This is a genomic window from Curvibacter sp. T50, from assembly GCF_057219955.1.
The window spans coordinates 1,208,120-1,229,496 of sequence record NZ_JBXVVU010000001.1; the positions used below are offsets into that span (position 1 = coordinate 1,208,120).

At 67.9% G+C, this 21,377-nt stretch carries 16 protein-coding genes; 8 read left to right on the forward strand and 8 right to left on the reverse strand.

Going from position 1 to position 21,377, the window contains the following annotated elements:
- Positions 1 to 85: 85 nt before the first annotated feature.
- Entirely contained in the window at positions 86 to 1,732 is a 1,647-nt protein-coding gene (locus tag AC2EBU_RS05730) for an acyl-CoA synthetase (RefSeq protein WP_484609398.1), read from the reverse strand.
- An 86-nt stretch (positions 1,733 to 1,818) separates the two neighbouring features.
- Between AC2EBU_RS05730 and dnaG the strand changes: the two genes are divergently transcribed.
- From dnaG to AC2EBU_RS05750, 4 genes are all read left to right on the forward strand, one after another.
- On the forward strand, positions 1,819 to 3,717 hold the full coding sequence (gene dnaG, locus AC2EBU_RS05735; protein ID WP_484609399.1) for a DNA primase: 1,899 nt from the start codon (positions 1,819 to 1,821) through the stop codon (positions 3,715 to 3,717).
- Between the two features lie 285 nt (positions 3,718 to 4,002).
- Positions 4,003 to 6,435, forward strand: coding sequence for an RNA polymerase sigma factor RpoD (gene rpoD / locus AC2EBU_RS05740; RefSeq protein ID WP_484609400.1), 2,433 nt, complete (start codon positions 4,003 to 4,005; stop codon positions 6,433 to 6,435).
- A gap of 90 nt (positions 6,436 to 6,525) precedes the next feature.
- Positions 6,526 to 6,942: a hypothetical protein gene (locus tag AC2EBU_RS05745; RefSeq protein WP_484609401.1), complete on the forward strand. Its 417-nt coding sequence runs from the start codon at positions 6,526 to 6,528 to the stop codon at positions 6,940 to 6,942.
- A 250-nt stretch (positions 6,943 to 7,192) separates the two neighbouring features.
- Entirely contained in the window at positions 7,193 to 8,020 is an 828-nt protein-coding gene (locus AC2EBU_RS05750; protein WP_484609402.1) for an acid phosphatase, read from the forward strand.
- A gap of 126 nt (positions 8,021 to 8,146) precedes the next feature.
- Here the strand turns inward: AC2EBU_RS05750 and AC2EBU_RS05755 are convergent, their stop codons facing one another.
- Positions 8,147 to 11,806: an indolepyruvate ferredoxin oxidoreductase family protein gene (locus AC2EBU_RS05755; protein ID WP_484609403.1), complete on the reverse strand. Its 3,660-nt coding sequence runs from the start codon at positions 11,804 to 11,806 to the stop codon at positions 8,147 to 8,149.
- A 90-nt stretch (positions 11,807 to 11,896) separates the two neighbouring features.
- On the opposite strand from AC2EBU_RS05755, the gene AC2EBU_RS05760 reads away from it, so the two are divergent.
- The 3 genes from AC2EBU_RS05760 (at position 11,897) to AC2EBU_RS05770 (ending at position 14,188) form a co-directional block, all read left to right on the forward strand.
- Positions 11,897 to 12,448, forward strand: a complete 552-nt coding sequence (locus tag AC2EBU_RS05760; protein ID WP_484609404.1) for an Lrp/AsnC family transcriptional regulator — start codon at positions 11,897 to 11,899, stop codon at positions 12,446 to 12,448.
- 42 nt (positions 12,449 to 12,490) lie between these two features.
- A complete protein-coding gene (locus AC2EBU_RS05765) occupies positions 12,491 to 13,378 on the forward strand; it encodes a basic amino acid ABC transporter substrate-binding protein (RefSeq protein WP_484609405.1) in 888 nt (295 codons plus the stop codon).
- Positions 13,379 to 13,462: 84 nt separating this feature from the next.
- Positions 13,463 to 14,188, forward strand: a complete 726-nt coding sequence (locus tag AC2EBU_RS05770) for an amino acid ABC transporter permease (protein ID WP_484609406.1) — start codon at positions 13,463 to 13,465, stop codon at positions 14,186 to 14,188.
- A 4-nt stretch (positions 14,189 to 14,192) separates the two neighbouring features.
- Here the strand turns inward: AC2EBU_RS05770 and AC2EBU_RS05775 are convergent, their stop codons facing one another.
- From AC2EBU_RS05775 to AC2EBU_RS05795, 5 genes are all read right to left on the reverse strand, one after another.
- Complete coding sequence (locus AC2EBU_RS05775; protein ID WP_484609407.1) at positions 14,193 to 15,080, reverse strand: pirin family protein; 888 nt, start codon at positions 15,078 to 15,080, stop codon at positions 14,193 to 14,195.
- Positions 15,077 to 15,607: a BON domain-containing protein gene (locus tag AC2EBU_RS05780; RefSeq protein ID WP_484609408.1), complete on the reverse strand. Its 531-nt coding sequence runs from the start codon at positions 15,605 to 15,607 to the stop codon at positions 15,077 to 15,079. The genes AC2EBU_RS05775 and AC2EBU_RS05780 overlap by 4 nt, the downstream gene beginning before the upstream one ends.
- Before the next feature lie 196 nt (positions 15,608 to 15,803).
- Positions 15,804 to 17,102: an acetyl-CoA C-acetyltransferase gene (locus tag AC2EBU_RS05785; RefSeq protein ID WP_484609409.1), complete on the reverse strand. Its 1,299-nt coding sequence runs from the start codon at positions 17,100 to 17,102 to the stop codon at positions 15,804 to 15,806.
- A gap of 31 nt (positions 17,103 to 17,133) precedes the next feature.
- A complete protein-coding gene (locus AC2EBU_RS05790) occupies positions 17,134 to 18,003 on the reverse strand; it encodes a MaoC family dehydratase (protein ID WP_484609410.1) in 870 nt (289 codons plus the stop codon).
- A gap of 1 nt (position 18,004) precedes the next feature.
- On the reverse strand, positions 18,005 to 19,420 hold the full coding sequence (locus AC2EBU_RS05795; protein ID WP_484609411.1) for a 3-oxoacyl-ACP reductase: 1,416 nt from the start codon (positions 19,418 to 19,420) through the stop codon (positions 18,005 to 18,007).
- A 180-nt stretch (positions 19,421 to 19,600) separates the two neighbouring features.
- On the opposite strand from AC2EBU_RS05795, the gene pssA reads away from it, so the two are divergent.
- A complete protein-coding gene (gene pssA, locus AC2EBU_RS05800) occupies positions 19,601 to 20,230 on the forward strand; it encodes a CDP-diacylglycerol--serine O-phosphatidyltransferase (RefSeq protein WP_484609412.1) in 630 nt (209 codons plus the stop codon).
- Between the two features lie 171 nt (positions 20,231 to 20,401).
- Here the strand turns inward: pssA and AC2EBU_RS05805 are convergent, their stop codons facing one another.
- Positions 20,402 to 21,298, reverse strand: coding sequence for a LysR family transcriptional regulator (locus AC2EBU_RS05805; RefSeq protein WP_484609413.1), 897 nt, complete (start codon positions 21,296 to 21,298; stop codon positions 20,402 to 20,404).
- Positions 21,299 to 21,377 lie beyond the last annotated feature (79 nt).

The following is a 21,377-nucleotide window of genomic DNA, read 5'->3' on the forward strand; positions in this document are numbered from 1 at the left end:
GTTATTTATAGCTATAGAACACCTTTTTACGCTGGGTATCGCCTGAAATCAAGCAAAAACCGGTCCCAGGACCGGTTTTTGCGCTTCAGACGTCGATCGCCCGGGCCGACCCCGCCTGTTTGCGCAGCTCGAACTTCTGGATCTTGCCGGTGCTGGTCTTGGGCAGTTCGCCGAACACCACGAAGCGCGGCACCTTGAAGCCCGCCAGGTGTTTCTTGCAATGCGCGACGATCGCCTCGGGTGTGGTCTGCGCGCCAAGTTTCAGCTCCACGAAGGCGCAGGGCGTCTCGCCCCACTTCGGGTCGGGCCGCGCCACCACGGCGGCGGCCAGCACATCGGGGTGGCGGTAGAGCACATCTTCCACCTCGATGGACGAGATGTTCTCGCCGCCGGAGATGATGATGTCCTTGCTGCGGTCCTTGATCTTGAAGTAACCGTCGGGGTATTGCACCGCCAGGTCGCCGCTGTGGAACCAGCCGCCGGCAAAGGCCTCGGCCGTCGCCCCGGGATTCTTCAGGTAGCCCTTCATGGCGATGTTGCCCTTGAACATGATCTCGCCCATGGTTTCACCGTCCTGGGGCACGGGCAACATCGTCTCGGGATTCAGCACCCGCACGTCGCGCTGCAGGTGGTAGCGCACGCCCTGGCGCGCGTTCAGGCGGGCGCGTTCACCGATGTCGAGCGCGTCCCAGGCCTCGTGTTTGGCGCAGACCGTGGCCGGGCCGTAGACCTCGGTCAGGCCGTAGACATGCGTCAGATCGAACCCCATCGCCTCCATGCCCTCGATCATCGAAGCCGGCGGCGCGGCCCCGGCCACCATGGCCTTGACCCCGGCGGGGATGCCTTCCTTCATCGCGGCCGGTGCGTTGACCAGCAGGCCGTGCACGATGGGCGCGCCGCAGTAGTGGGTGACGCCGTGGTCGCGGATGGCGTCGAAGATGGCCTGGGCCTCGACCCGGCGCAGGCACACGTTCACGCCCGCGCGGGCCGCCACCGTCCACGGAAAACACCAGCCGTTGCAGTGGAACATCGGCAGTGTCCACAGGTAGACCGCGTGCTTGGGCATGTCCCACTCCAGCACGTTGGAGATCGCGTTGATCGCCGCGCCGCGGTGGTGGTAGACCACGCCCTTGGGGTTGCCGGTGGTGCCGCTGGTGTAGTTCAGGCAGATGGCGTCCCACTCGTCCGCCGGCAGCTGCCAGGCGAAAGCCGGGTCACCACCGGCCAGAAAGGCTTCGTAGGTCGCACTGCCGATCGGCGTGGACTCGCCAGTGAACAGCGCGTCTTGCACGTCGATGACCAGAATGGGCGCGGCGGACTGGCGCAGCGCCAGGGCTTTCTTCATCGTCGGCGCAAATTCGGGGTCCACGATCACCACCTTCGCCTCCCCGTGGTCCAGCATGAAGGCGATGGTCTCGGCATCCAGCCGGGTGTTGAGCGCGTTGAGCACCGCGCCGGCCATCGGCACCCCGAAATGCGCCTCCACCATCGGCGGCGTGTTGGGCAGCATCACCGCCACCGTGTCGTTCTTGCCGATCCCGGCGCGCTGCAGCGCGCTGGCCAGGCGCCGGGCTCGGGCATGGGTCTCGCCCCAGGTCTGGCGCAGCGCACCGTGCACGATGGCGAGACGGTCCGGATAGACCTCGGCGGTGCGCTGGATGAAACTCAGCGGCGAGATGGGCGCGAAATTGGCCTCGTTGCGGGGCAGGTCCTGGTCGTAGATGCTGGGCATGGCGGGGCTCCGGTCGGGGATTGGCGACCCCGATTTAACCAAAAGCGCCGCCGGCCCGCCCGCGCGTGATCGGTCAGAATAGGCCCGTGGCCATTCCCCCGTCTTTCATCACCGAACTGCTCTCCCGCGTCGACGTAGTCGAGGTGGTGGGCCGTTATGTGCAGCTCAAGAAGGGCGGCGCCAATTTCATGGGTCTTTGCCCGTTCCACGGGGAAAAATCACCCAGCTTCAGTGTCAGCCCGACCAAGCAGTTTTTCCACTGTTTCGGCTGCGGCAAAAGCGGGGACGCCATCGGTTTCCTGATGGAGCACAACGGTCTGAATTTTGTCGAGGCCGTCAAGGATCTGGCGCAGCAGGTCGGCTTGCAGGTTCCCGAGGAAGAACGATCCCCCGCCGAGCGCCAGCGCGCCGCGGCGGAGCGCGAGCACCGCGATACCTTGACCGACGTCCTGGAGAAAGCCGGCGCGGCCTGGCGCGCCCAACTCAAACGCGCACCACGTGCCGTCGCCTACCTCAAGGGCCGGGGCCTGTCGGGCGAGATTGCCAAACGCTTCGGCCTGGGCTATGCGCCCGAGGGCTGGCGCGGCCTCGCCAGCGTCTTTCCTGCCTACGACAGCCCGCTGCTGGTCGAAAGCGGCCTGGTCATCCTGAATACCGAAGAGGGCGCCGAAGAACGGCGGTATGACCGCTTCCGGGACCGTGTCATGTTCCCGATCCGCAATGTCAAGGGCGAATGCATCGGATTCGGCGGACGGGTGCTGGGTGACGAAAAACCCAAGTACCTGAACTCGCCGGAAACCCCGGTGTTCCACAAAGGGCGTGAACTCTACGGCCTGTACGAGGCGCGGCAGGCGATCCGCGAGTTTGGCTACGTGCTGGTCACCGAAGGCTACATGGACGTGGTCGCCCTGGCCCAGCTGGGTTTTCCCAACGCCGTGGCCACCTTGGGTACCGCCTGCACACCCGAACATGTGCACAAGCTTTTTCGCTTCACCGACGCGGTGGTGTTCAGTTTTGATGGCGACGCCGCCGGCCGGCGGGCGGCCCACAAAGCCCTGACCGCCGCCTTGCCGCTGGCCACGGACGTGCGGTCCGTGCGTTTCCTGTTTCTGCCCCCCGAGCACGATCCCGACAGTTTCATCCGGGAGCGGGGTGTCGACGCATTTGCCCAGTGTGTGGCGCAGGCGGTGCCCCTGTCGCGCTTTCTGTGCGAAGCGGCGGGCGAAGACTGTGATCTGGGCAGCGCAGAAGGCCGATCGCACATGCTCGCCAATGCCCGCCCGCTGTGGAACGCCTTGCCCGAAGGCGCCTTGCAACAACAAATACTGACCGAACTGGCGAGCCTGGCGCATCTGGAGCGCACCGACCTGGCCCGGCTATGGGCCGGGGGTTCTGCCACCGAAAGCCCCGGCGGAGCACTGGCAACGCCGCGCGGCCGGACGGCCGGCTCCACCGGCACGCGAACCGCGCCGTGGTCGCGGCGCCGGCCGGGTGGACGCAATCAGCCAGCCAGCCGCGCGGACCATGCCGCCCGCCTGCTGCTGGCACGGATGGATCTGTGGGAACGCCTCGCCCAGGCGGACCATGACCTTCTGTGTACCTTGCCGGATCCCCATGGCGAGCTGTTCCGCTGGCTGGACAGCCGCTTTCATGACCAGGGGCCACTTGCCTGGGGCGGCCTGCGGGAAGCCCTGGCCGGTCAGGGACTGGAACCCTTCGCCGTCGCGCTGATGGAAACCGTCCTGCTGGCGCCAGCCGATGCCACGGCGGCGCCTCCTGCACCGGCCGCCGGCTCGAACGAAGCGTTGCGTGAACTGCGCGACCTGCTCAACCGGCTGCGTATCGACGGCCTGATGGAGGAAGAAAACCAGGCGATGGCGGATGCCGCCCACGACCCCGAAGCCCTGCAGCGCTGGCGGGCGGCGCACGAACTGCGGCGCGAGCTGACGGCGGCACTGGCAGCCGCTGATATGGGACAGCGTTGAGACCGGGCGGCCCAGGACCGCCAAGGACAATGCTGGCCCCGCTATAATCGGGGGTTTTGCGATCCGCAAGAGCGACAGCAGCACCTCCGGTCCCGGCCACCGCTGAACACCAGCGCACCCGCAACGGGCAGGCCAATTTCCCGCAAGGACTGCATCCCAAATGTTCGCCCCACCATCTTGCGCTCGTCAGCGTGCTCTCGCGGCACGCGAGGTTGCCCTGCCCGCGCCGGTAGTTTGCGGCGCCAGTGTGTTTTCTGTCCGAGTTTTCTGATCCGAGGTCGCCCGATGCCCGCTCAAAAGCCGAAGAAGCCCGCTTTGCCCGCTACCCCAGCCCCTGTGGCAGTCAAAAAGCCCGCCACCGCGGCCGCGCCCCCCAGGGCGGCGGCCAAAGCCAAACCGTCTGAACCGAAAGCTGCTCCCGTGCCTGCATCAAAGAACAAGAGTCCCGAAGCCGCCGTCAAATCCCCCAAGGCCGCCAAAGTGGCAACGGAAGAGAAAGTCACCAAAGCGCGCAAGGCCGCCGAACCCGAAGCCCCTGCGGCCGATGCCGAATCTGCGCCCGCGCGCAAGAAGCCCGGCCGCCCGCCCAAGAGCGACGCCGCCGCAGTCAGCCCCGCAGCCGGTGGCGCCAAGCGGGGCCGCAAGCCCAAAACTTCCGAGGCACCCAAGCGAGAGATCGAAGAAGAAGATCTCGGCGACATCGAAGAGGACCTGGTCGGTGATGTGGAGGTGGAAGCCGACGTCGAGACCCCGACGGCCGAAAAGGCCAAGCCGCTGCGCATGAAGATCAGCAAGGCCAAAGAGCGGGCCTTGATGAAGGAGTTCGGTCTGGACGAAGCGGTTCTGACCGAGGAGGAAATGACCAAGCGCCGCCAGCGCCTGAAGACCCTGATCAAGCTGGGCAAGACCCGCGGCTACCTGACCCACGCGGAAATCACCGACCACCTGCCCGAGAAACTGGTGGACGCCGAGACGCTGGAAGTGGTGGTCTCCATGCTCAACGACATGGGTGTGGCAGTCTACGAACAGACCCCGGATGCCGAAACGCTGCTGCTGACCAATACCGGCCCAACCACCGCCACCGAAGAAGAAGCGGAAGAGGAAGCCGAGGCCGCCCTGTCGACCGTGGACAGCGAATTCGGTCGCACCACCGACCCGGTGCGCATGTACATGCGCGAGATGGGCACGGTGGAACTGTTGACCCGCGAAGGCGAAATTGTCATCGCCAAGCGTATCGAAGGTGGTCTGATGGACATGATGGAGGCCATCAGCGCCTCCCCGGCCACGATTGCCGCCATCCTGGAAATGGCCAACGAGATCCGCGAAGGCAAGGTGGTCATCTCTGCCGTGGTCGACGGTTTTTCCAACGCCGGTGAAGCGGACGACTATGTCGCCGAAGAAGACTTCGATGAATTCGACGAGGCCGACGACGACGACGGCAAAGGCGGCTCCAAGGCGCTGACCAAAAAACTGGAAGAACTGAAGAACCAGGCGCTGGAGCGGTTTGACCGTATCGCCATGCTGTTCGAGAAGGTGCACAAGATCTACGACAAGGAGGGCTGGGGCACCCCCGCCTACCAGAAGGCGCAGCACGCCCTGTCGGAAGAGCTGATGACCATCCGTTTCACCGCCAAGACCATCGAGAAACTGTGCGACATGGTGCGGGGCCAGGTCGACGACGTGCGCAAGAAAGAGCGTGAACTGCGCCGCATCATCGTCGACAAGTGCGGCTATCCGCAGGAGCTGTTCATCGCCGACTTCAGCGGCCGCGACAAGGCCGGCAACCGGGTTCCGTCCCACGTCCTGGACCTGACCTGGATCGAAAAGCAGGCCGCCGCCGGCAAGCCATGGAGCGCCATCATGGGCCGCAACATCCCGCCGGTGCAGGACCTGCAGCAGAAGCTGATCGACCTGCAGGCGCGCGTGGTGGTGCCGCTGGAGGAACTCAAGGGCATCAACAAGCGCATGAACGAGGGCGAAGCCTCGTCGCGCGACGCCAAGAAGGAAATGATCGAGGCCAACCTGCGCCTGGTGATTTCCATCGCGAAAAAATACACCAACCGCGGCCTGCAGTTCCTGGACCTGATCCAGGAGGGCAACATTGGCCTCATGAAGGCGGTGGACAAGTTCGAATACCGCCGCGGCTACAAGTTCTCCACCTACGCCACCTGGTGGATCCGCCAGGCCATCACCCGCTCGATCGCCGATCAGGCGCGCACCATCCGCATTCCGGTGCACATGATCGAAACCATCAACAAGATGAACCGCATCTCGCGCCAGCATCTGCAGGAATTCGGCTTCGAGCCCGATGCATCCATCCTGGCGGCCAAGATGGAGATTCCGGAAGACAAGATCCGCAAGATCATGAAGATCGCCAAAGAGCCGATCTCCATGGAAACACCGATCGGCGACGACGACGACAGCCACCTGGGTGACTTCATCGAGGACAGTTCCAACACCGCGCCGATTGAGGCCGCCATGCAGGCGGGCCTGCGCGACGTGGTCAAGGACATCCTCGACAGCCTGACCCCGCGCGAGGCCAAGGTGCTGCGCATGCGCTTCGGCATCGAAATGTCCACCGACCACACCCTGGAAGAAGTCGGCAAGCAGTTCGATGTCACGCGCGAGCGCATCCGGCAGATCGAAGCCAAGGCGTTGCGCAAACTCAAGCATCCCAGCCGGAGCGACAAACTGCGCAGTTTCATTGACACCCTGTAAGTCCCCGGAAAGCTTTCGGACCCTTGCGGGAGCGCGAGGGCGTTCTTACCGGACGAGCGCTTTCGCGGCACCAAAAAAAGATCCTGACCCATGTCAACGGCAGGTAAACCCGCCGCGTTGAGAGCAGGCCCTGCGCTTTCACGCGGGCAATCCATTCCAACATTGCAATCCAAGGACAGACTGTTCATGAACTTCAAACTCGCCCTCCTCGCCCTGTTCGCTGGCGCTTCCATGGTCGCCACCGCACAGACCCCCGCCGCTGCTCCGGCTGCCAAAGCCGAAGTGAAGGCCGAGAAGAAAGAAGAAAAGAAAGAAGAGAAGAAGGCCGAAGCCAAGGCCGAGAAGAAAGCTGACGCCAAGGCCGAGAAGAAAGCCGACGCCAAAGCTGAGAAGAAAGCTGACGCCAAGGCTGAGAAGAAGCCCGAAGCCAAGGCTGAGAAAAAAGCTGAAGCCGCTGCTCCGGCCGCTGCTGCCGCTCCGGCCGCTGCTGCCAGCGCCAAGAAGTAATCCGGCAGCGTCCGCGATTACACCGAAAGGGCCCATCGGGCCCTTTTTTCATTTCGGGGTCGCGCCCGCACCAACGTGCCGGCGGCATGGCGCCCCGGTCGGCCCGGCCTGCGGGCGCCCGAGCCCGCATCGCCCGCCCGAACCCGCAATCTGAGGCGGCTGTCCGGACGGCGACAGCGCAAGCGGGCTCGGTCGCCGTAAGGTCACTGTCTGACAACCCTCCCTACCGACCGAAGACCAGGAGACCTTGATGCGCGCTTTCCCCATTGTCGTTGCGGGCCTGCTGTCCGCCCTCCTCGCCGGCTGCGCGAGCAGCCCGCCCGCCACGCCCATCCCCGCTGACAAGGACGTGCCCGAAATCCGTCCCGGCATGATGGCCGGCTATCTGGACCGCAAGCAGCTGCCTGACAGCCGGGCCCTGCTGCCGCCCCCGCCCGCGCCGGGATCGCCCGCCCAGGCGGCCGACGATGCCGCCTTCCGCGCCACGGTGGCGCAGCGCAACACGCCGCGCTGGGCGCTGGCCCGGGCCGACAACGAGCTGCGCTTTCCGCAGGCCGCCGGCACGTTTGCCTGCGCGCTGGACGTGACCATCAGCCCCGACACCACGCCCCACCTGCACACCCTGCTGCGCCGCACGCTGGTCGACGCCGGTCTGTCCACCTACGGCGCCAAGGACCACTACAAGCGCACCCGCCCGTTCGTCGCGGAAAAAGCGCCGCTGTGCGCACCGGAAGAAGCCGAGCGACTGGCCAAGGACGGCTCCTACCCCTCGGGCCATTCGGCACTGGGCTGGGCCTGGGCGCTGGTGCTGACCCAGATTGCCCCGGAGCGCGCCGACGCCCTGCTGCAGCGCGGCCACGCCTTCGGCCAGAGCCGGGTGGTGTGTGGCGCGCACTGGCAAAGTGATGTGGACCAGGGCCGGGTCATGGGCGCGGCGGCGGTGGCGCGGCTGCAAAGCGACCCGGTGTTCCGCGCCCAGCTCGACGCCGCACGGGCCGAGGTGGTGGCCCAGCGGGCCAAGGGCGCCCGGCCTGCGGCCGCCGCCTGCGCGGCCGAAGCCGCCGCACTCAAGCCCTGACCGCGGCACGGCACCGCCCGAGACGGCCCTTCGGGGCCGTTTTCAGGCAAAAAGTGGCCTTACCCAGCGTCAAATGGTCGTTTTCAGCTCCTGTTTTGATACCGATTGTTCGCCTGAAAACCGCCCTCACCGCACGGCCGTGACCGCAATGCCGCGAAACTGGCCGGCCTGGGCCGCGCGAGGCGGGGCCGGGAACCGGTTAGGGTCCCAGCGGTGCAGCAGCTCGACTTCGCGCGTGTGCATGCGGGCGGCGGCCGCCTCCTTGACGGGGCCGTAGCCGCGCACCGACTGCGGCAGCGCCGCGATCTGCGTCGCCAGCGGCAGGCGGTCGGCATCCAGCGCACCCAGCAGGTCGTCCAGCCGGGCCTCGTAGGCCGCCAGCAACGCGCGCGACAGCCGGGCCTCGGCGCCGAAACGCAGCGGATCGGCCCAGCCCCCGCGCAGCGCCCGGCCACGGGCCAGCAGGCGCAGCAGCGGCAGCACCCAGGGACCGAAGCGGCGTTTGGCGGGCCGCTGGCCGTTTTTCGCCCGGGACAGGAAGGCCGGCGCGAAGGCAAATTCCAGCCGCAGATCACCTTCGAACTGCGCCTCCAGCGCCCGCTGCAGGCTGCCGTTGGTGATCAGGCGCGCCACCTCGTATTCGTCCTTGGGGCTCATCAGCCGCAGCAGGCTGCGCGCCACGGTGGCGGTGAAGCGCCCGTCGCCGCCCACGGCCTGTTCCCGCGCGGCCACCGCCTGCACCCGGCGGCGGTAGCGTTCGGCCCAGTCCGCGTCCTGCCAGGCGCGCAGGTGCTCCCCGGCGCGGCTCAGGAAGGCGTCGAGCGGCTCGTCATCGGGCTCGGCCGCCGGCGCGGGGGCGTCGCGCAGCGCGGCCAGGGCGGCCGGATCACCCGCCGCCAGCCGCCCGAGCGAAAACGCCAGCTGGTTGGCCGCCACCGCCACGCCGTTGAGTTCGATGGCACGCTGCAGCGCCGGCAGCGCCACCGGCACCAAGCCGCGCTGCCAGGCATAGCCCAGCGCCAGGATGTTGGCCGCGACGGTGTCGCCCAGAAAAGACTGGGCCAGCGCCTGCGCGTCAAAGGTTTCCAGCTGCGTGTCACCGGCCGCGTGCGCCAGCTTGGCCAGCAGCAGCGGGGTCTGCAGCTGCGCGTCGGGGTCGCGCAGCGCGCCGGCCACCGGCGTTTCGTGGGTGTTCACCAGCACCCGCGTGCGGCCGTGGCGCACCGCCTGCAGCGCCTCGGGCGAGGCGCCGACCACCGCGTCGCAGGCCAGCAGCGCGTCGGCCTGCTGGGTGTCGATGCGCACCGGGTTCAGCAGCTCGGGCCGCGCGGCCAGGCGCACAAAACTCAGCACCGCCCCGCCTTTTTGCGCAAACCCCATGAAATCGAGCACGCTGGCGCTGTGCCCCTGCAGGTGCGCGGCCATCGCCACCACGGCGCCCACCGTCACCACGCCCGTCCCGCCCACGCCGGTGACCAGCAGATCCCAGGGCGCCGCGCCGTCCGGCACCGGCGGCAGCGGCAGCGCAGCGACGCGGCGTTCGAAGTCCGCGCGGCCGGTCCCCGCCAGCACCCCCGCGTGGCGGCGCAGCCGCGCGCCCGTCACCCGCACGAAGCTGGGGCAGAAACCCTGCTCGCAGGTGGTGTCCTTGTTGCAGGCGGTCTGGTCGATGCGGCGCTTGCGGCCGAACAGGCTCGCCGACGGTGCGCGGTCGTGCGGCAGCACCGCCACACAGTTGCTCTGCACGGTGCAGTCGCCGCAGCCTTCGCAGACCGCTTCGTGGATGAACACCCGCGCCTCGGGCTCGGCCAGCTGGCCTTTTTTGCGGCGTCGGCGCTTTTCGGCGGCGCAGGTCTGTTCGTAGATCAGCACCGTCACGCCCGGCACTTCGCGCAGCCGGCGCTGCACCGCGTCGAGTTCCGCGCGGTCGTGGAAGGTGGTGGTGGCCGGGAAGCGGCTGCGCTGGCCGTCGTAGCGGGTGATGTCGTCCGAGACCACCACCACCTGCTTCACGCCTTCGCTGTCCACCTGGCGGGCAATGGCGTCCACGCTCGTGACCCCGTCCACCGGCTGGCCGCCCGTCATGGCCACGGCGTCGTTGTAGAGGATCTTGTAGGTGATGCTGGCGCCGGTGGCCACCGCCTGGCGGATGGCCAGGTAACCCGAGTGGTAGTAGGTGCCGTCGCCCAGGTTCTGGAACACATGCGGCACGCGGGTGAACAGCGCGTGCGACACCCAGTCCACGCCCTCGCCGCCCATCTGGATCAGGCCGGCGGTGTCGCGGTCCATCCAGTTGGCCATGAAGTGGCAGCCGATGCCGGCGCGCGCCGTCGAGCCTTCCGGCACCCGGGTCGAGGTGTTGTGCGGGCAGCCGGCGCAGAAATACGGCAGGCGCCGCACCGCGTCGGCCGCGTTGGAGAGCACCGGCGGCGCGGTGAAGTCGCGCACCCGCGGCAGCCGGTCGGCAAAGTGGTGCGGGAAATGCCGCACCAGCCAGGCCGCCACGGTCTCGATCAGCCGCGAGGGCCGCAGCTCGCCCAGCGCAGAAATCAGCGGCGCGCCGTCCGCCCCGCGTTTGCCCAGCACGGCCGGGCGGGCACCCGCCGGCGCGTCGTACAGCAGGTCGCGCAGCTGGGTTTCGACCACCGGGGCTTTTTCTTCGATCACCAGGATTTCGCGCAGCCCCTGCGCAAAGGCGCGCAGCCGCGTGGGCTCCACCGGCCAGGCCAGACCCACTTTGTACAGGCGCACGCCGGCCGCGGCCAGCATCTCGGGGCTGATGGCCAGCCGGCGCAGCACCTCCAGCAGGTCGCGGTGCGCCTTGCCGCAGGTGACGATGCCCACCGTGGCCTGCGGCGACACGATCACCTCGCGGTCGATCGGGTTGACGCGCGCAAACGCCGCCACCGCCGCCAGCTTGGCGTGCACCCGCTCCTCGATGGCCAGCGACGGCAGATCCGGCCAGCGGTAATGCAGCCCGTCGGCGGGCGGCTGGTGGCCGGTGGCCGCGCGCACCGCGTCGGCCCCCTGCCAGGCGGCCACACGGGCGGCGAGTGTGTCCAGGTCCACGGTGGCGGCCGATTCGACCACTTCCGACAGCGCCGCCAGCGCCACCCAGTTGCCGCTGTAGCGCGACAGCGCCCAGCCCCACAGGCCGAACTCCAGCAGCTCGGCCACGCTGTCGGGCTGCAGCACCGGCATGTGAAAGGCCTGGAACAGGCCATCGCTCTGGTGCGGCATGGACGAGGACACACAGCCGTGATCGTCTCCCGCCACCACCAGCACCCCGCCGTGCGGCGAGCTGCCGTAGGCATTGCCGTGCTTGAGCGCGTCGCCGGCGCGGTCCACGCCGGGGCCTTTGCCGTACCACAGCGCGAACACGCCGTCGCAGGTGCGCTCAGGATCGGACTCCACCCGCTGCGTGCCCAGCACCTGGGTGGCGCCCAGCTCTTCGTTGACGGCCGGCACAAAACGCACACCGGCCTGCGTGAGCCGCTCGCCGGCCTCCCACAGCGCCTGGTCCAGCGCGCCCAGCGGCGAACCGCGGTAGCCGCTGACAAAACCGCGGGTGTCGAGCCCGGCGGCGGCGTCGCGCGCCCGCTGCATGCGCAGCAGCCGCACCAGCGCCTGCGTGCCGGTGAGGAACACCGTGCCGGCGTCGGCCCACAGGGCATCGTCCAGGCGGTAGTCGGGGCGCAGCAGGTCCAGCGGTGCGGCCGCAGCCAGGTCGGGTTCGCCCGGTCGGGGGGTGAGCACGTCGGTGAGGGTGGATTCGGGCAGTGTCATGCCGCCAGTGTGTTCGCATTTTCCGAGAGATTTTTCCTTCTCTTTCTTGCAAACGGCACAATACAGACCGATCCATTCCTGAAAATCGCCATGAACGAGGAAATCCATCTCGACCGCTGGAGCCTGCACATCCTGCAGGAGCTGCAGCGCGACGCGCGCCAGACCGTGCAGCAGATCGCCGACGCGGTGGGCCTGTCGGCCACCCCCTGCTGGAAGCGCATCAAGGCGATGGAAGACGCCGGCGTGATCCGTGGCTACACCGCGCTGGTGGACCGCCGCCGTGTGGGGCTGGACCTGCTGGTGGTGGTGGAGGTGAACCTGACACAGCACAACGAAGAGCTGGTGCAGGGCTTCGAGCGCGCCGTCGCCGCCGAGCCCGCCATCGTGCGCTGCCTGTCCACCACCGGCGGTTCGGACTACATCCTGACGGTGATGGTGCCCGGCATTGCCGAGTACGACCGGTTCCTGCACGGCACGCTGTTCAAGCTGCCCGGTGTGACGCGCGTGCGCTCCAGCATCGTGCTCAAGGAGATCAAGGCCGAGGTGCGGCTGCCGGTGACGGCCGCCGCGCCACCCCTGACGACCACCACCGTCGCCGAAGTGCCGAAAATCTCCCGCCGGTCGGCAGGCAAAAACCGCTGAACCGTACACTGGCGCACTTCACAACCCGATGACCAGACCACCATGCCCCTGACCTCCGCTGCTCGACGCCGCGCCCTGCTCGCGGCCACTTTTTCCGTCATCGCCCTGGCGGCCTGCGGCAAGAAAGAGCCGGCTCCGGCGCCCGCTGCGGCGCCAGCCGCGCCACCGGCGCCGGTGGTGAAAACCTATACCGTCGGCACCGACGCGGCCTACGCGCCTTTCGAGAAGCTCTCGGCCAGCAATGAGGTGGAGGGGCTGACGGCGGATCTGCTCAAGGCCGTTGCCGCCAAGGGGGGCTTTGAAGTCAAGTTCGTCAACACCCCGTGGGAAGGCATCTTCAAGACGCTGGAGTCGGGCGAGCGCGACATCGTGGCCTCCAGCGTGACCATCACCGACGAGCGCAAACAGACCATGGATTTCTCCAAACCCTACTTTGACGCCGTCCAACTGATTGCGGTCAAAGAGGATTCCAAGGTCACCCAATTCGCAGATCTCAAGAAGCTCAAGGTCGGTGTGCAGACCGGGACCACCGGCGACGAAGTGGTGCAAAAGCTCCTGGGCAAGACCAACCCCAACATCAAACGCTTTGAATCAACGCCCTTGGCCCTGCAGGAGTTGTCGGCCGGCGGCGTGAGCGCGGTGGTCGCGGACAACGGTGTCGTACAGCACTACATTGCCAACAACCCGGCCGCAAAGTTCAAGTCGGTCAGCGACGCCTCGTTTGTGCCGGAGCAATACGGCTTCGCGGTGAAAAAAGGCAATGCCGAACTGCTGGAAAAAATCAACAAAGGCCTGGACGCCATCAAGGCCGACGGCAGCTATGACGCCCTGATGGCGAAGTATTTCGGCGCCAGACCGGCAGCCGCCTCGGCTGCACCAGCGGCGTCGGCCACACCCGCCGCCCCACCGGCTTCGGGCGCCGCCAAGTAAACTGCGACATCTCCGCGCCAGGGCGCATCGACTGCGGTTGATGCGCCCTGTTGCTTTTTCGGCCCCTTCAGGACTTGATTCCCCATGGATCTTCGCTGGGAAATACTGGCGCCCTACGCCTCGCTTTTTTTCACCGGCGCCTGGATGACCGTCCAGCTGACGACGATCGCGCTGGCGCTGGGACTGGTTGCGGGGCTGGCGATTGGCCTGGTCACCGCCCGGCGCCAGGCCGGCTGGCGCCAGCCATTGCGCTGGCTGTGCCTGGCCTATGTGGGCTTTTTTCGCGGCACGCCGCTGTTCGTGCAGATTCTGCTGGTGCACTTTGCCTTCATGCCGCTGCTGATCCACCCCAGCGACGGGCTGCTGATCAGCGGCGAGGCCGCACGCGAGTTGCGCCAGAACCATGGCGCGTTTGTCTCCGGGGTTGTGGCGCTCACACTCAACGCGGCCGCCTACATCAGCGAGATCGTGCGCGCGGGCATCCAGTCGATCGCGCGTGGCCAGCTGCAGGCTGCGCAGAGTCTGGGCATGGACGACCGCCAGGCGATGCGGCTGATTATCCTGCCCCAGGCACTGCGGCGCATGGTGCCACCGCTGGTCAACGAAGCAATCACCTTGCTCAAGGACTCTTCGCTGGTGTCGGCCATCGGCCTGGCCGAACTGGCCATGGCGGCGCGAACGGTGGCGGGCGCGTATTCCCGCTACTGGGAGCCCTATCTGGCGATTTCGCTGGTCTATCTGGTGCTTACCGGCGTCCTGACCCTGCTGGCCCGACGGCTGGAAACCCCGACCGAGATGCGGGGGCGGTGATCGGTCAGCGCCCCAGACGCCCGACGTGGAAGTCCTGCACGGCCTGGTGAATTTCGGCGGCGGTGTTCATCACAAACGGGCCGTACTGCGCAATCGGCTCGCCCAGCGGACGGCCAGCGATGAGCAAGGCCCGGGCGGGGCCGGTGGTTTCCACCACCACACCATCCGCCTGCGGCTCGTTGGCCAGAATCGCCATGCGCTGCACCGGTACCGGCTGCCCCCCCACCTCCGCGGTGCCCCGGTAGACATAGACAAAGGCGTTGTGATCGGCCGGCAGCGGCTGCACAAACCGCGCGCCGCCGTCGGGGAAATGCAGGTCGAGGTAGAGCGGCGCCGCGGCCTGGCGCGTGACGGCGCCCGTCACGCCGCCACTGGCGCCGGCAATCACCGTGACCGCCACACCGGCCGCGCTGGTGTAGCGTGGCAGATCGGCGGCGCGGAAGTCGCGGTACCACGGCGGCTGCATCTTGTCGCGGCCGGGCAGGTTCAGCCACAGCTGGAAGCCCTCCATCACCCCGGCTTCCTGTTCGGGCATCTCGGAGTGAATCACGCCGCGCCCCGCGGTCATCCATTGCACGCCGCCGTTTTCCAGCAAGCCTTCATGCCCGGCGCTGTCGCGGTGGCGCATGCGCCCGGCGATCATGTAGGTGACGGTTTCGAAGCCACGGTGCGGATGGTCGGGAAACCCGGCGATATAGTCGCCGGCACGGTCGCTGCCAAAGGCATCGAGCATCAGAAACGGATCCAGCCGCCGCTGCAGGTTCTGGGTCAGTACCCGCGTGAGTTTGACGCCCGCCCCGTCCGACGTGGGCTGACCGGCGATGACCTGTTCGACACGGCGCGGCCGGTGCACCGGCGCGTCAGCGACCGCCCCGCACGAGGCCGCCGTCATTTGACTTTGAGGTTGTTCTGGACGCCTTTGACGTCCGCTACCCCGGCAGCGATTTTTGCGGCGGCCTTGATCTGTTCCGGGTTGTCGACGAAACCCGACAACTGGACACGGCCTTCGTAGGTTTCAACCGAGATCGCGGTCGACGGAATTCCCTTGGCCACCAGCAGCTCACCCTTGATCTTGGTCGTGATCGCCGAATCCTTCAGCACCCGCTTGGCGTTGTCCTGTTCCGCCTTCTGAAACTCGGCTTCCTGCAGCTTGCCGTCCTTGTTGGCGTCAAAAGCCTTCAGCCGCTTGGCGATTTCCTTTTCGGCGGCCGCCTCGGCGGCGGTGACCGCCCCATCGCCGTTCTTGTCCAGGCGCGAGAACCCGGATTGGACCACTGCGGCCCCGTCGGGGTTGTTCGGCTGGGCGTGGCCGGTGCCCGCCAGCAGGGTCAGGCCCAGGCCGAGCGTGGCAAGGCGAATCCCTGCCGTGACAGAGGCCCCGGGACGGGCAGAGGAGGTTTGCAACAGACGCGATGACATAAGCAGCTCCGGTTGAAATGTGAACAGGACCCCCACTGTATCCGTGCCGGAGCCAGCACGCCGCGCCGCCGGACCGTCCCCCAACCGGTTTCACCCCTGGCTTCGATCAAAAAGGGGCGATACCCAGCGTAAAAAGGTCATCTTTCGCTCTGTTTTTTGACAGAAAAGGCGCCGACCGGATCGCCTTCCCGCCGGCTCAGCGCTCCACAATCGCCACCACGCCCTGCCCACCGGCGGCGCAGATGGAGATCAGGCCGCGGCCGGAACCCTTTTGCGCCAGCAGTTTCGCCAGCGTCGCCACGATGCGGCCGCCGGTGGCGGCAAAGGGGTGGCCGGCGGCCAGGGAGCTGCCGGTGACGTTGAGTTTTTTCGGGTCGATCTTGCCCAGCGGCCGGGCCAGGCCCAGGCGCTCCTTGCAGAAGGTCTTGTCCTGCCAGGCCTGCAGCGTGCACAGCACCTGGGCGGCGAAGGCTTCGTGGATTTCGTAGAAGTCGAAGTCCTGCAGCGTGAGGCCCGCGCGTGCCAGCATGCGCGGCACGGCATAGGCCGGGGCCATCAGCAGGCCTTCCTTGTTCTCGCCGAAAAAATCCACCGCCGCCACCTCGCTGTGCGTCAGGTAGGCCAGCGGCGCCAGGTTGCGCTCGGCGGCCCAGCGTTCGCTGGCCAGCAGCACGGCCGAGGCGCCGTCGGTCAGCGGGGTGGAATTGCCGGCGGTCAGCGTGCCCTGGCCGGGAGCGACCTTGCGGTCGAACACGGGTTTGAGCTTTTGCAGCTGCTCCAGCGTCAGGCCCGGGCGCAAGTTGTTGTCGCGGGTCAGGCCCCGGAACGGGGTCATCAGGTCGGTGAAGAAGCCCTCGTCGAAGGCGCGCGCCAGGTTGGCGTGGCTCTTCAGGGCCAGCTCGTCCTGGGCCTCGCGGCTGATGCCCCAGTGCTGCGCCATCTGTTCGGCGTGTTCGCCCATGGACAGGCCGGTGCGCGGCTCGCCGTTGCGCGGCAGGTTCAGGCTCATCAGCATGCCCGGGCGCAGTCGGGCCAGCACCGCCAGACGCTGCGCGGGGGTTTTGGCACGCGACAGGTCCAGCAGCACGGCGCGCAGCCCTTCGCTGACGCCGATGGGCGCGTCGGAAGTGGTGTCCACCCCGCCGGCGATGCCCGCGTCGATCTGGCCCAGCGCGATCTTGTTCGCCACCAGGATGGCGGCCTCCAGCCCGGTGCCGCAGGCCTGTTGCAGGTCATAGGCCGGGGTCTCGCGCGCCAGCGTGGTGGACAGCACACTCTCGCGCACCAGGTTGAAGTCGCGCGCATGTTTCATCACCGCGCCGGCGGCCACTTCGCCCAGGCGCTGGCCGTGCAGGTCGAAGCGGTCCACCAGGCCTTGCAGCGTGGCCGTGAGCATCTGCTGGTTGCTGGCCTTGGCATAGGCGGTGTTGGAGCGGGCAAACGGAATGCGGTTGCCGCCCAGGATGGCAACGCGGCGGATGGAGGATTCGGTCATGGTCGGTAGGACAGGCAAGGGTGGATCAAAGTCAGGGGAGAAGGCGCCACTGGCCGCGAAGATGGGGCTTTTCGCCGCGGGCGTCGCGCACCTCGAAATCGGCGCCGCCGGCGCTGCGGCGGCTCCACAGGCTGGCGCGGCCGGGCAGCAGCAGCGGAGCCTTGAAATCCACCGCCACCTCGGCCGCGTTGACGCCGACTGGCGGCAGCAACAAGGACAGCGCCCGTGCCTGCGTCCACATGCCGTGGGCAATGGCGCTGCGAAAGCCGAACAACCGGGCCGACAAGGCGCTCAGATGAATGGGGTTGTAGTCCCCCGAAACGGCGGCATAACGCCGGCCGGTGTCGGCCGGCGCATCCAGCTCGGCCTGGCGCGACAACCCGGGCAGCGTGCCGACGGCACCGGGCCAGGCCTCGCCGGTGGCGGGCGCGCCGATGCGCAACAGGGTCTGGGTGGCGGTCCAGACCGTCTGGCCGCCGCGCTCGATGCGCAGGTCCAGATTCAGCGCCTGACCTTTGTCGTGACTGAACAGCGCGCCGGGCTGAAGCAACACGTCAACCCGGTCGCCGATCGCCAGCGGCGCGAGCTGCACGACCCGGTTGGCCAGATGCACCGTGCCCAGGGCCGGCCAGGGACAGTCGTCCGAGGTGATCCAGTCCATCGCCAGATCAAAGCTCAGCAGCTGGGGATACAGCAGCGGCACACCCATGCGGTCGGCAAAGCCACACAGCGCGGCGTAGCGCGCCACCGCGTCGCGCTCGATGGTCACGCCGTGGCGCGCACGCCCCCGTTTCGGCAGGCGGCGCACAAAACCGGGCTTCTTGCGGCTGGCGGCCAGCGCCCGCACGGCCAGCAGGGCCGGACTGCGCACGGGAGTTTCCTGGGGCAGGCGGCTGGCCATGTCAGGCTCCCAGCAGGCTCTGGCCGCAGACCCGCACCACATTGCCGGTCAGGGCCTGCGAGGCGGGGCTTGCCATCCAGGCGATGGTCTCGGCCACATCGACCGGCAGGCCGCCCTGGCCCATGGAGTTCATGCGCCGCCCGGCCTCGCGGATGGCAAACGGCACGGCCGCTGTCATCTGCGTCTCGATGAAGCCGGGCGCCACCGCGTTGATGGTGATGCCGCGCGCGGCCAGATGCGGTGCGTGGCTTTGCACCATGCCGATCACGCCGGCCTTGGAAAACGCGTAGTTGGTCTGCCCGAGGTTGCCGGCAATACCCGAGATGGACGACACGCACACGATGCGCCCGCCGGCGCGCAGCGCGCCGGCGTCGACCAGGGCGGCGTTGATGCGCTCCTGGGTGGACAGGTTCACGTTCACCACCGCGTCCCAGAAGGCGGGTTTCATGTTGGCAATCGTTTTGTCGCGGGTGATGCCGGCGTTGTGCACCAGCCCATCCCAGCCGCCGTCGGCCAGCGCGGCATCCACCAGCGCCTGCGGCGCCTCGGGTGCGCCGATGTCCAGCGCCAGCGCGCGGGCACCCAGACGTTGCGCCACAGCCTCCAGCCCGGCCTGGGCCTGCGGCACGTCCAGCAGCACCAGATCGGCGCCGTCGCGGGCCAGCACCTCGGCAATCGCCTCGCCAATGCCGCGTGACGCACCGGTCACCAGCATGCGCCGGCCTGCCAGCGGGCGCGCCGGGTCGGCCAGGACCGCGTTCGCGGCTTCCCCGGTCACCGGCGCCAGGCGGACCACCTGGCCCGACACATAAGCCGAACGCGGTGACAGCAGGAAAGCCAGGGTGGAATCCATCTGCGTTTCAGCGTCCGGCGCCAGATACAGCAGGTTGGCAGTGATGCCGCGTTTGAGTTCCTTGCCCAGCGAGCGCACCAGGCCTTCGAGCGCGCGCTGAACCGTGGCCTGCCGGGGTTCGGCGCAGGACTCGGGCGACCGGCCGATCACCAGCACCCGCCCGCCCGGCAGCACCGAACGGGCGGTGTCGTGGAAGAACGCGTACAGCGCGTCGGACTGCTCGCTGGTCTCCAGGCCGGTCGCGTCAAACACCAGCGCGCGCACCTTCACGCCCTTGTCGCCGTCGGTGTTCCAGCGCCCGGTCATCAAAGCGGCCTGGTTGGCCAGCGGAATCCAGCGCGCGGCGCTGGCATGCGCCAGCGTGGCGACGCGGCGCGGGGCCAGGCAGGCAGCCAGTGCCGGCAGCACGCTGGCGCCGGGGCCGGCACCGATCAGCAGCGGCCCTTCGATGTCAGCGCGGCCAGCCTGGTGGCGCGGCAGCGGAACCGGTTGTGGCAGGCCGAGCAGCGTCGTCAGGCGTGCGCCCAGAAGGGAATTGGCAAAATCAAGGTAGGAGTCGGTCATGATGTCGGGGAGTTTCGGCGCGGATTGTTGGGGCTTTTTCCCCGGCCGCGTAGGGTATGGCGTCTAGGAAATGCCGCACTTGCACCCGCCCCGGCCGCAGCCGCCCGCCCGGACACCCCAAAAATTGCCTTAGACTTGGCCCCCGACCATCCGGGTGACATTCGCCCGCCATCCCTACCCATGACCACCAGGCCCAACCGACCCAAGCCGTTTGCGATGATCCGCGAGTTCCATCTTGCGGACTGGTTCACGCTGGGCAACGCCGTCTGCGGCACCGGGGCGCTGTTCGCCGCCATGAGTTACATGCAGACCGGCGACGTGGTGCATATCTACTTTGCCGCGGCGCTGGTGGTGGCGGCGCTGATATTCGACATTCTGGACGGCCGCATCGCCCGCTGGCGGCACAAGAGTTCGCCACTCGGCCGCGAGCTCGATTCGCTGGCCGACGTGATCTCGTTCGGTGTGGCGCCCGCCGTCATTGCCTACGGCTGTGGCATGCAGGGCCTGTACGACCGCATCGTGCTGGTGTTTTTTGTCGCCTGCGGCGTGTCCCGGCTGGCGCGCTTCAACGTCACCGCCGAGGCCATGGCCGATGAGGATGGCAAGGTGAAGTACTTTGAGGGCACGCCGATTCCGACCTCGGTCGTTCTGGTGGCCCTGCTGGCCTACGCGGCCTCGCAGGGGGCCGTAGGCGCCAACCTGTGGGCCGGCTCGACCGAGATCGCCGGCTACACGCTGCACCCGCTGGTGCTGCTGTTTGCGCTGTCGGGCTCGCTGATGATCAGCCGCATCCGCATTCCCAAGCTCTGAGCGCCACCGACTGACCTGGTCCGCTGCCATCGGACGATCCCCAGGTGCGCAGCGCCCCTTTTTGAGATTTTTCAGACCTTTTTTGGGCATACCCAGCGTAAAAAGGTCGCTTTCTGCTATGGTTTTTGACCATTCGCCAACCACCCTGGCGCCCCGGGCTGCGGCCACGGCCTACAAAGGGTGGCGCGTCAGCGACTGCCGGACATGGGCCACCAGCTGCGCCACCGCACGCGGCACGATGCGCGAGGCGGTCACGGCGTAGAGCGGCCAGGCGGGCGTGGCTTCCCCGGGCAGCACGGGCTCCAGCTGGCCACTGGCCAGGGACGGTGCGGCCAGGTGACGTGGCAGCAAGGCCACGCCGTGGCCCTGTTCGGCCAGCACCCGCAGCAGCCCGACGCTGTTGGCCGCCATCGCGCAGGGCCCGGGCGCCTGCGGCCAACGGTGGCCGCCGACGGACCAGGCCATTGCCCCCTGCGCGGTGCGCAGCTCCAGGCACGGTACGGCCGGCAGCTGACTGGCGCGCTCCAGCGGCGCCACGGTGCGCAAAAAAGCCGGCGCGGCATAAAGCCCGCTGGCAATGACGCCCACACGCCGCGCCACCACACGGTCGTCCAGCGCCCGGCCGATGCGGAACGCCAGGTCCACCGGGTCGCGGAACAGGTCGCTGGCGCTGGACGAGAGCGCGAACTCCACCCGCAAGGCCGGCCGGTCCGCCAGGTACGCGGCAATCAGCGGGCCAAGCACCTCCACGCCCAGGTCCACCGGCATCGCGATGCGCAGGCGGGCGGGCTGCTCGCGGCCGGCGTCGAGTGTGTCCCGGGCCTGCTCGGCCGCCTCCAGCACTTTTTCGCAGCGCGCCAGATACGCCTGCGCCAGCGGCGTGAGCGCCAGGCTGCGCGTGGTGCGCTGAAAAAGCGTCACGCCCAGGCGCTTTTCCATCGCGGCAATGCGTCGCGACAGCGTGGAAGCCGGCATGTCCAGCCGCTCGGCCGCCCGCCCGAAATGACCGGCCCGGGCGACCGCGACGAACAGCGCGATGTCGGGCAGGATGCTCCAGGATTCTTTCATGAATGGAATGGTGTTTTCCATCGATGCTACTTCAAGCGGCGGCCGGCCGCGCCTACCATCAGCCCAACGCCCCGCGGTG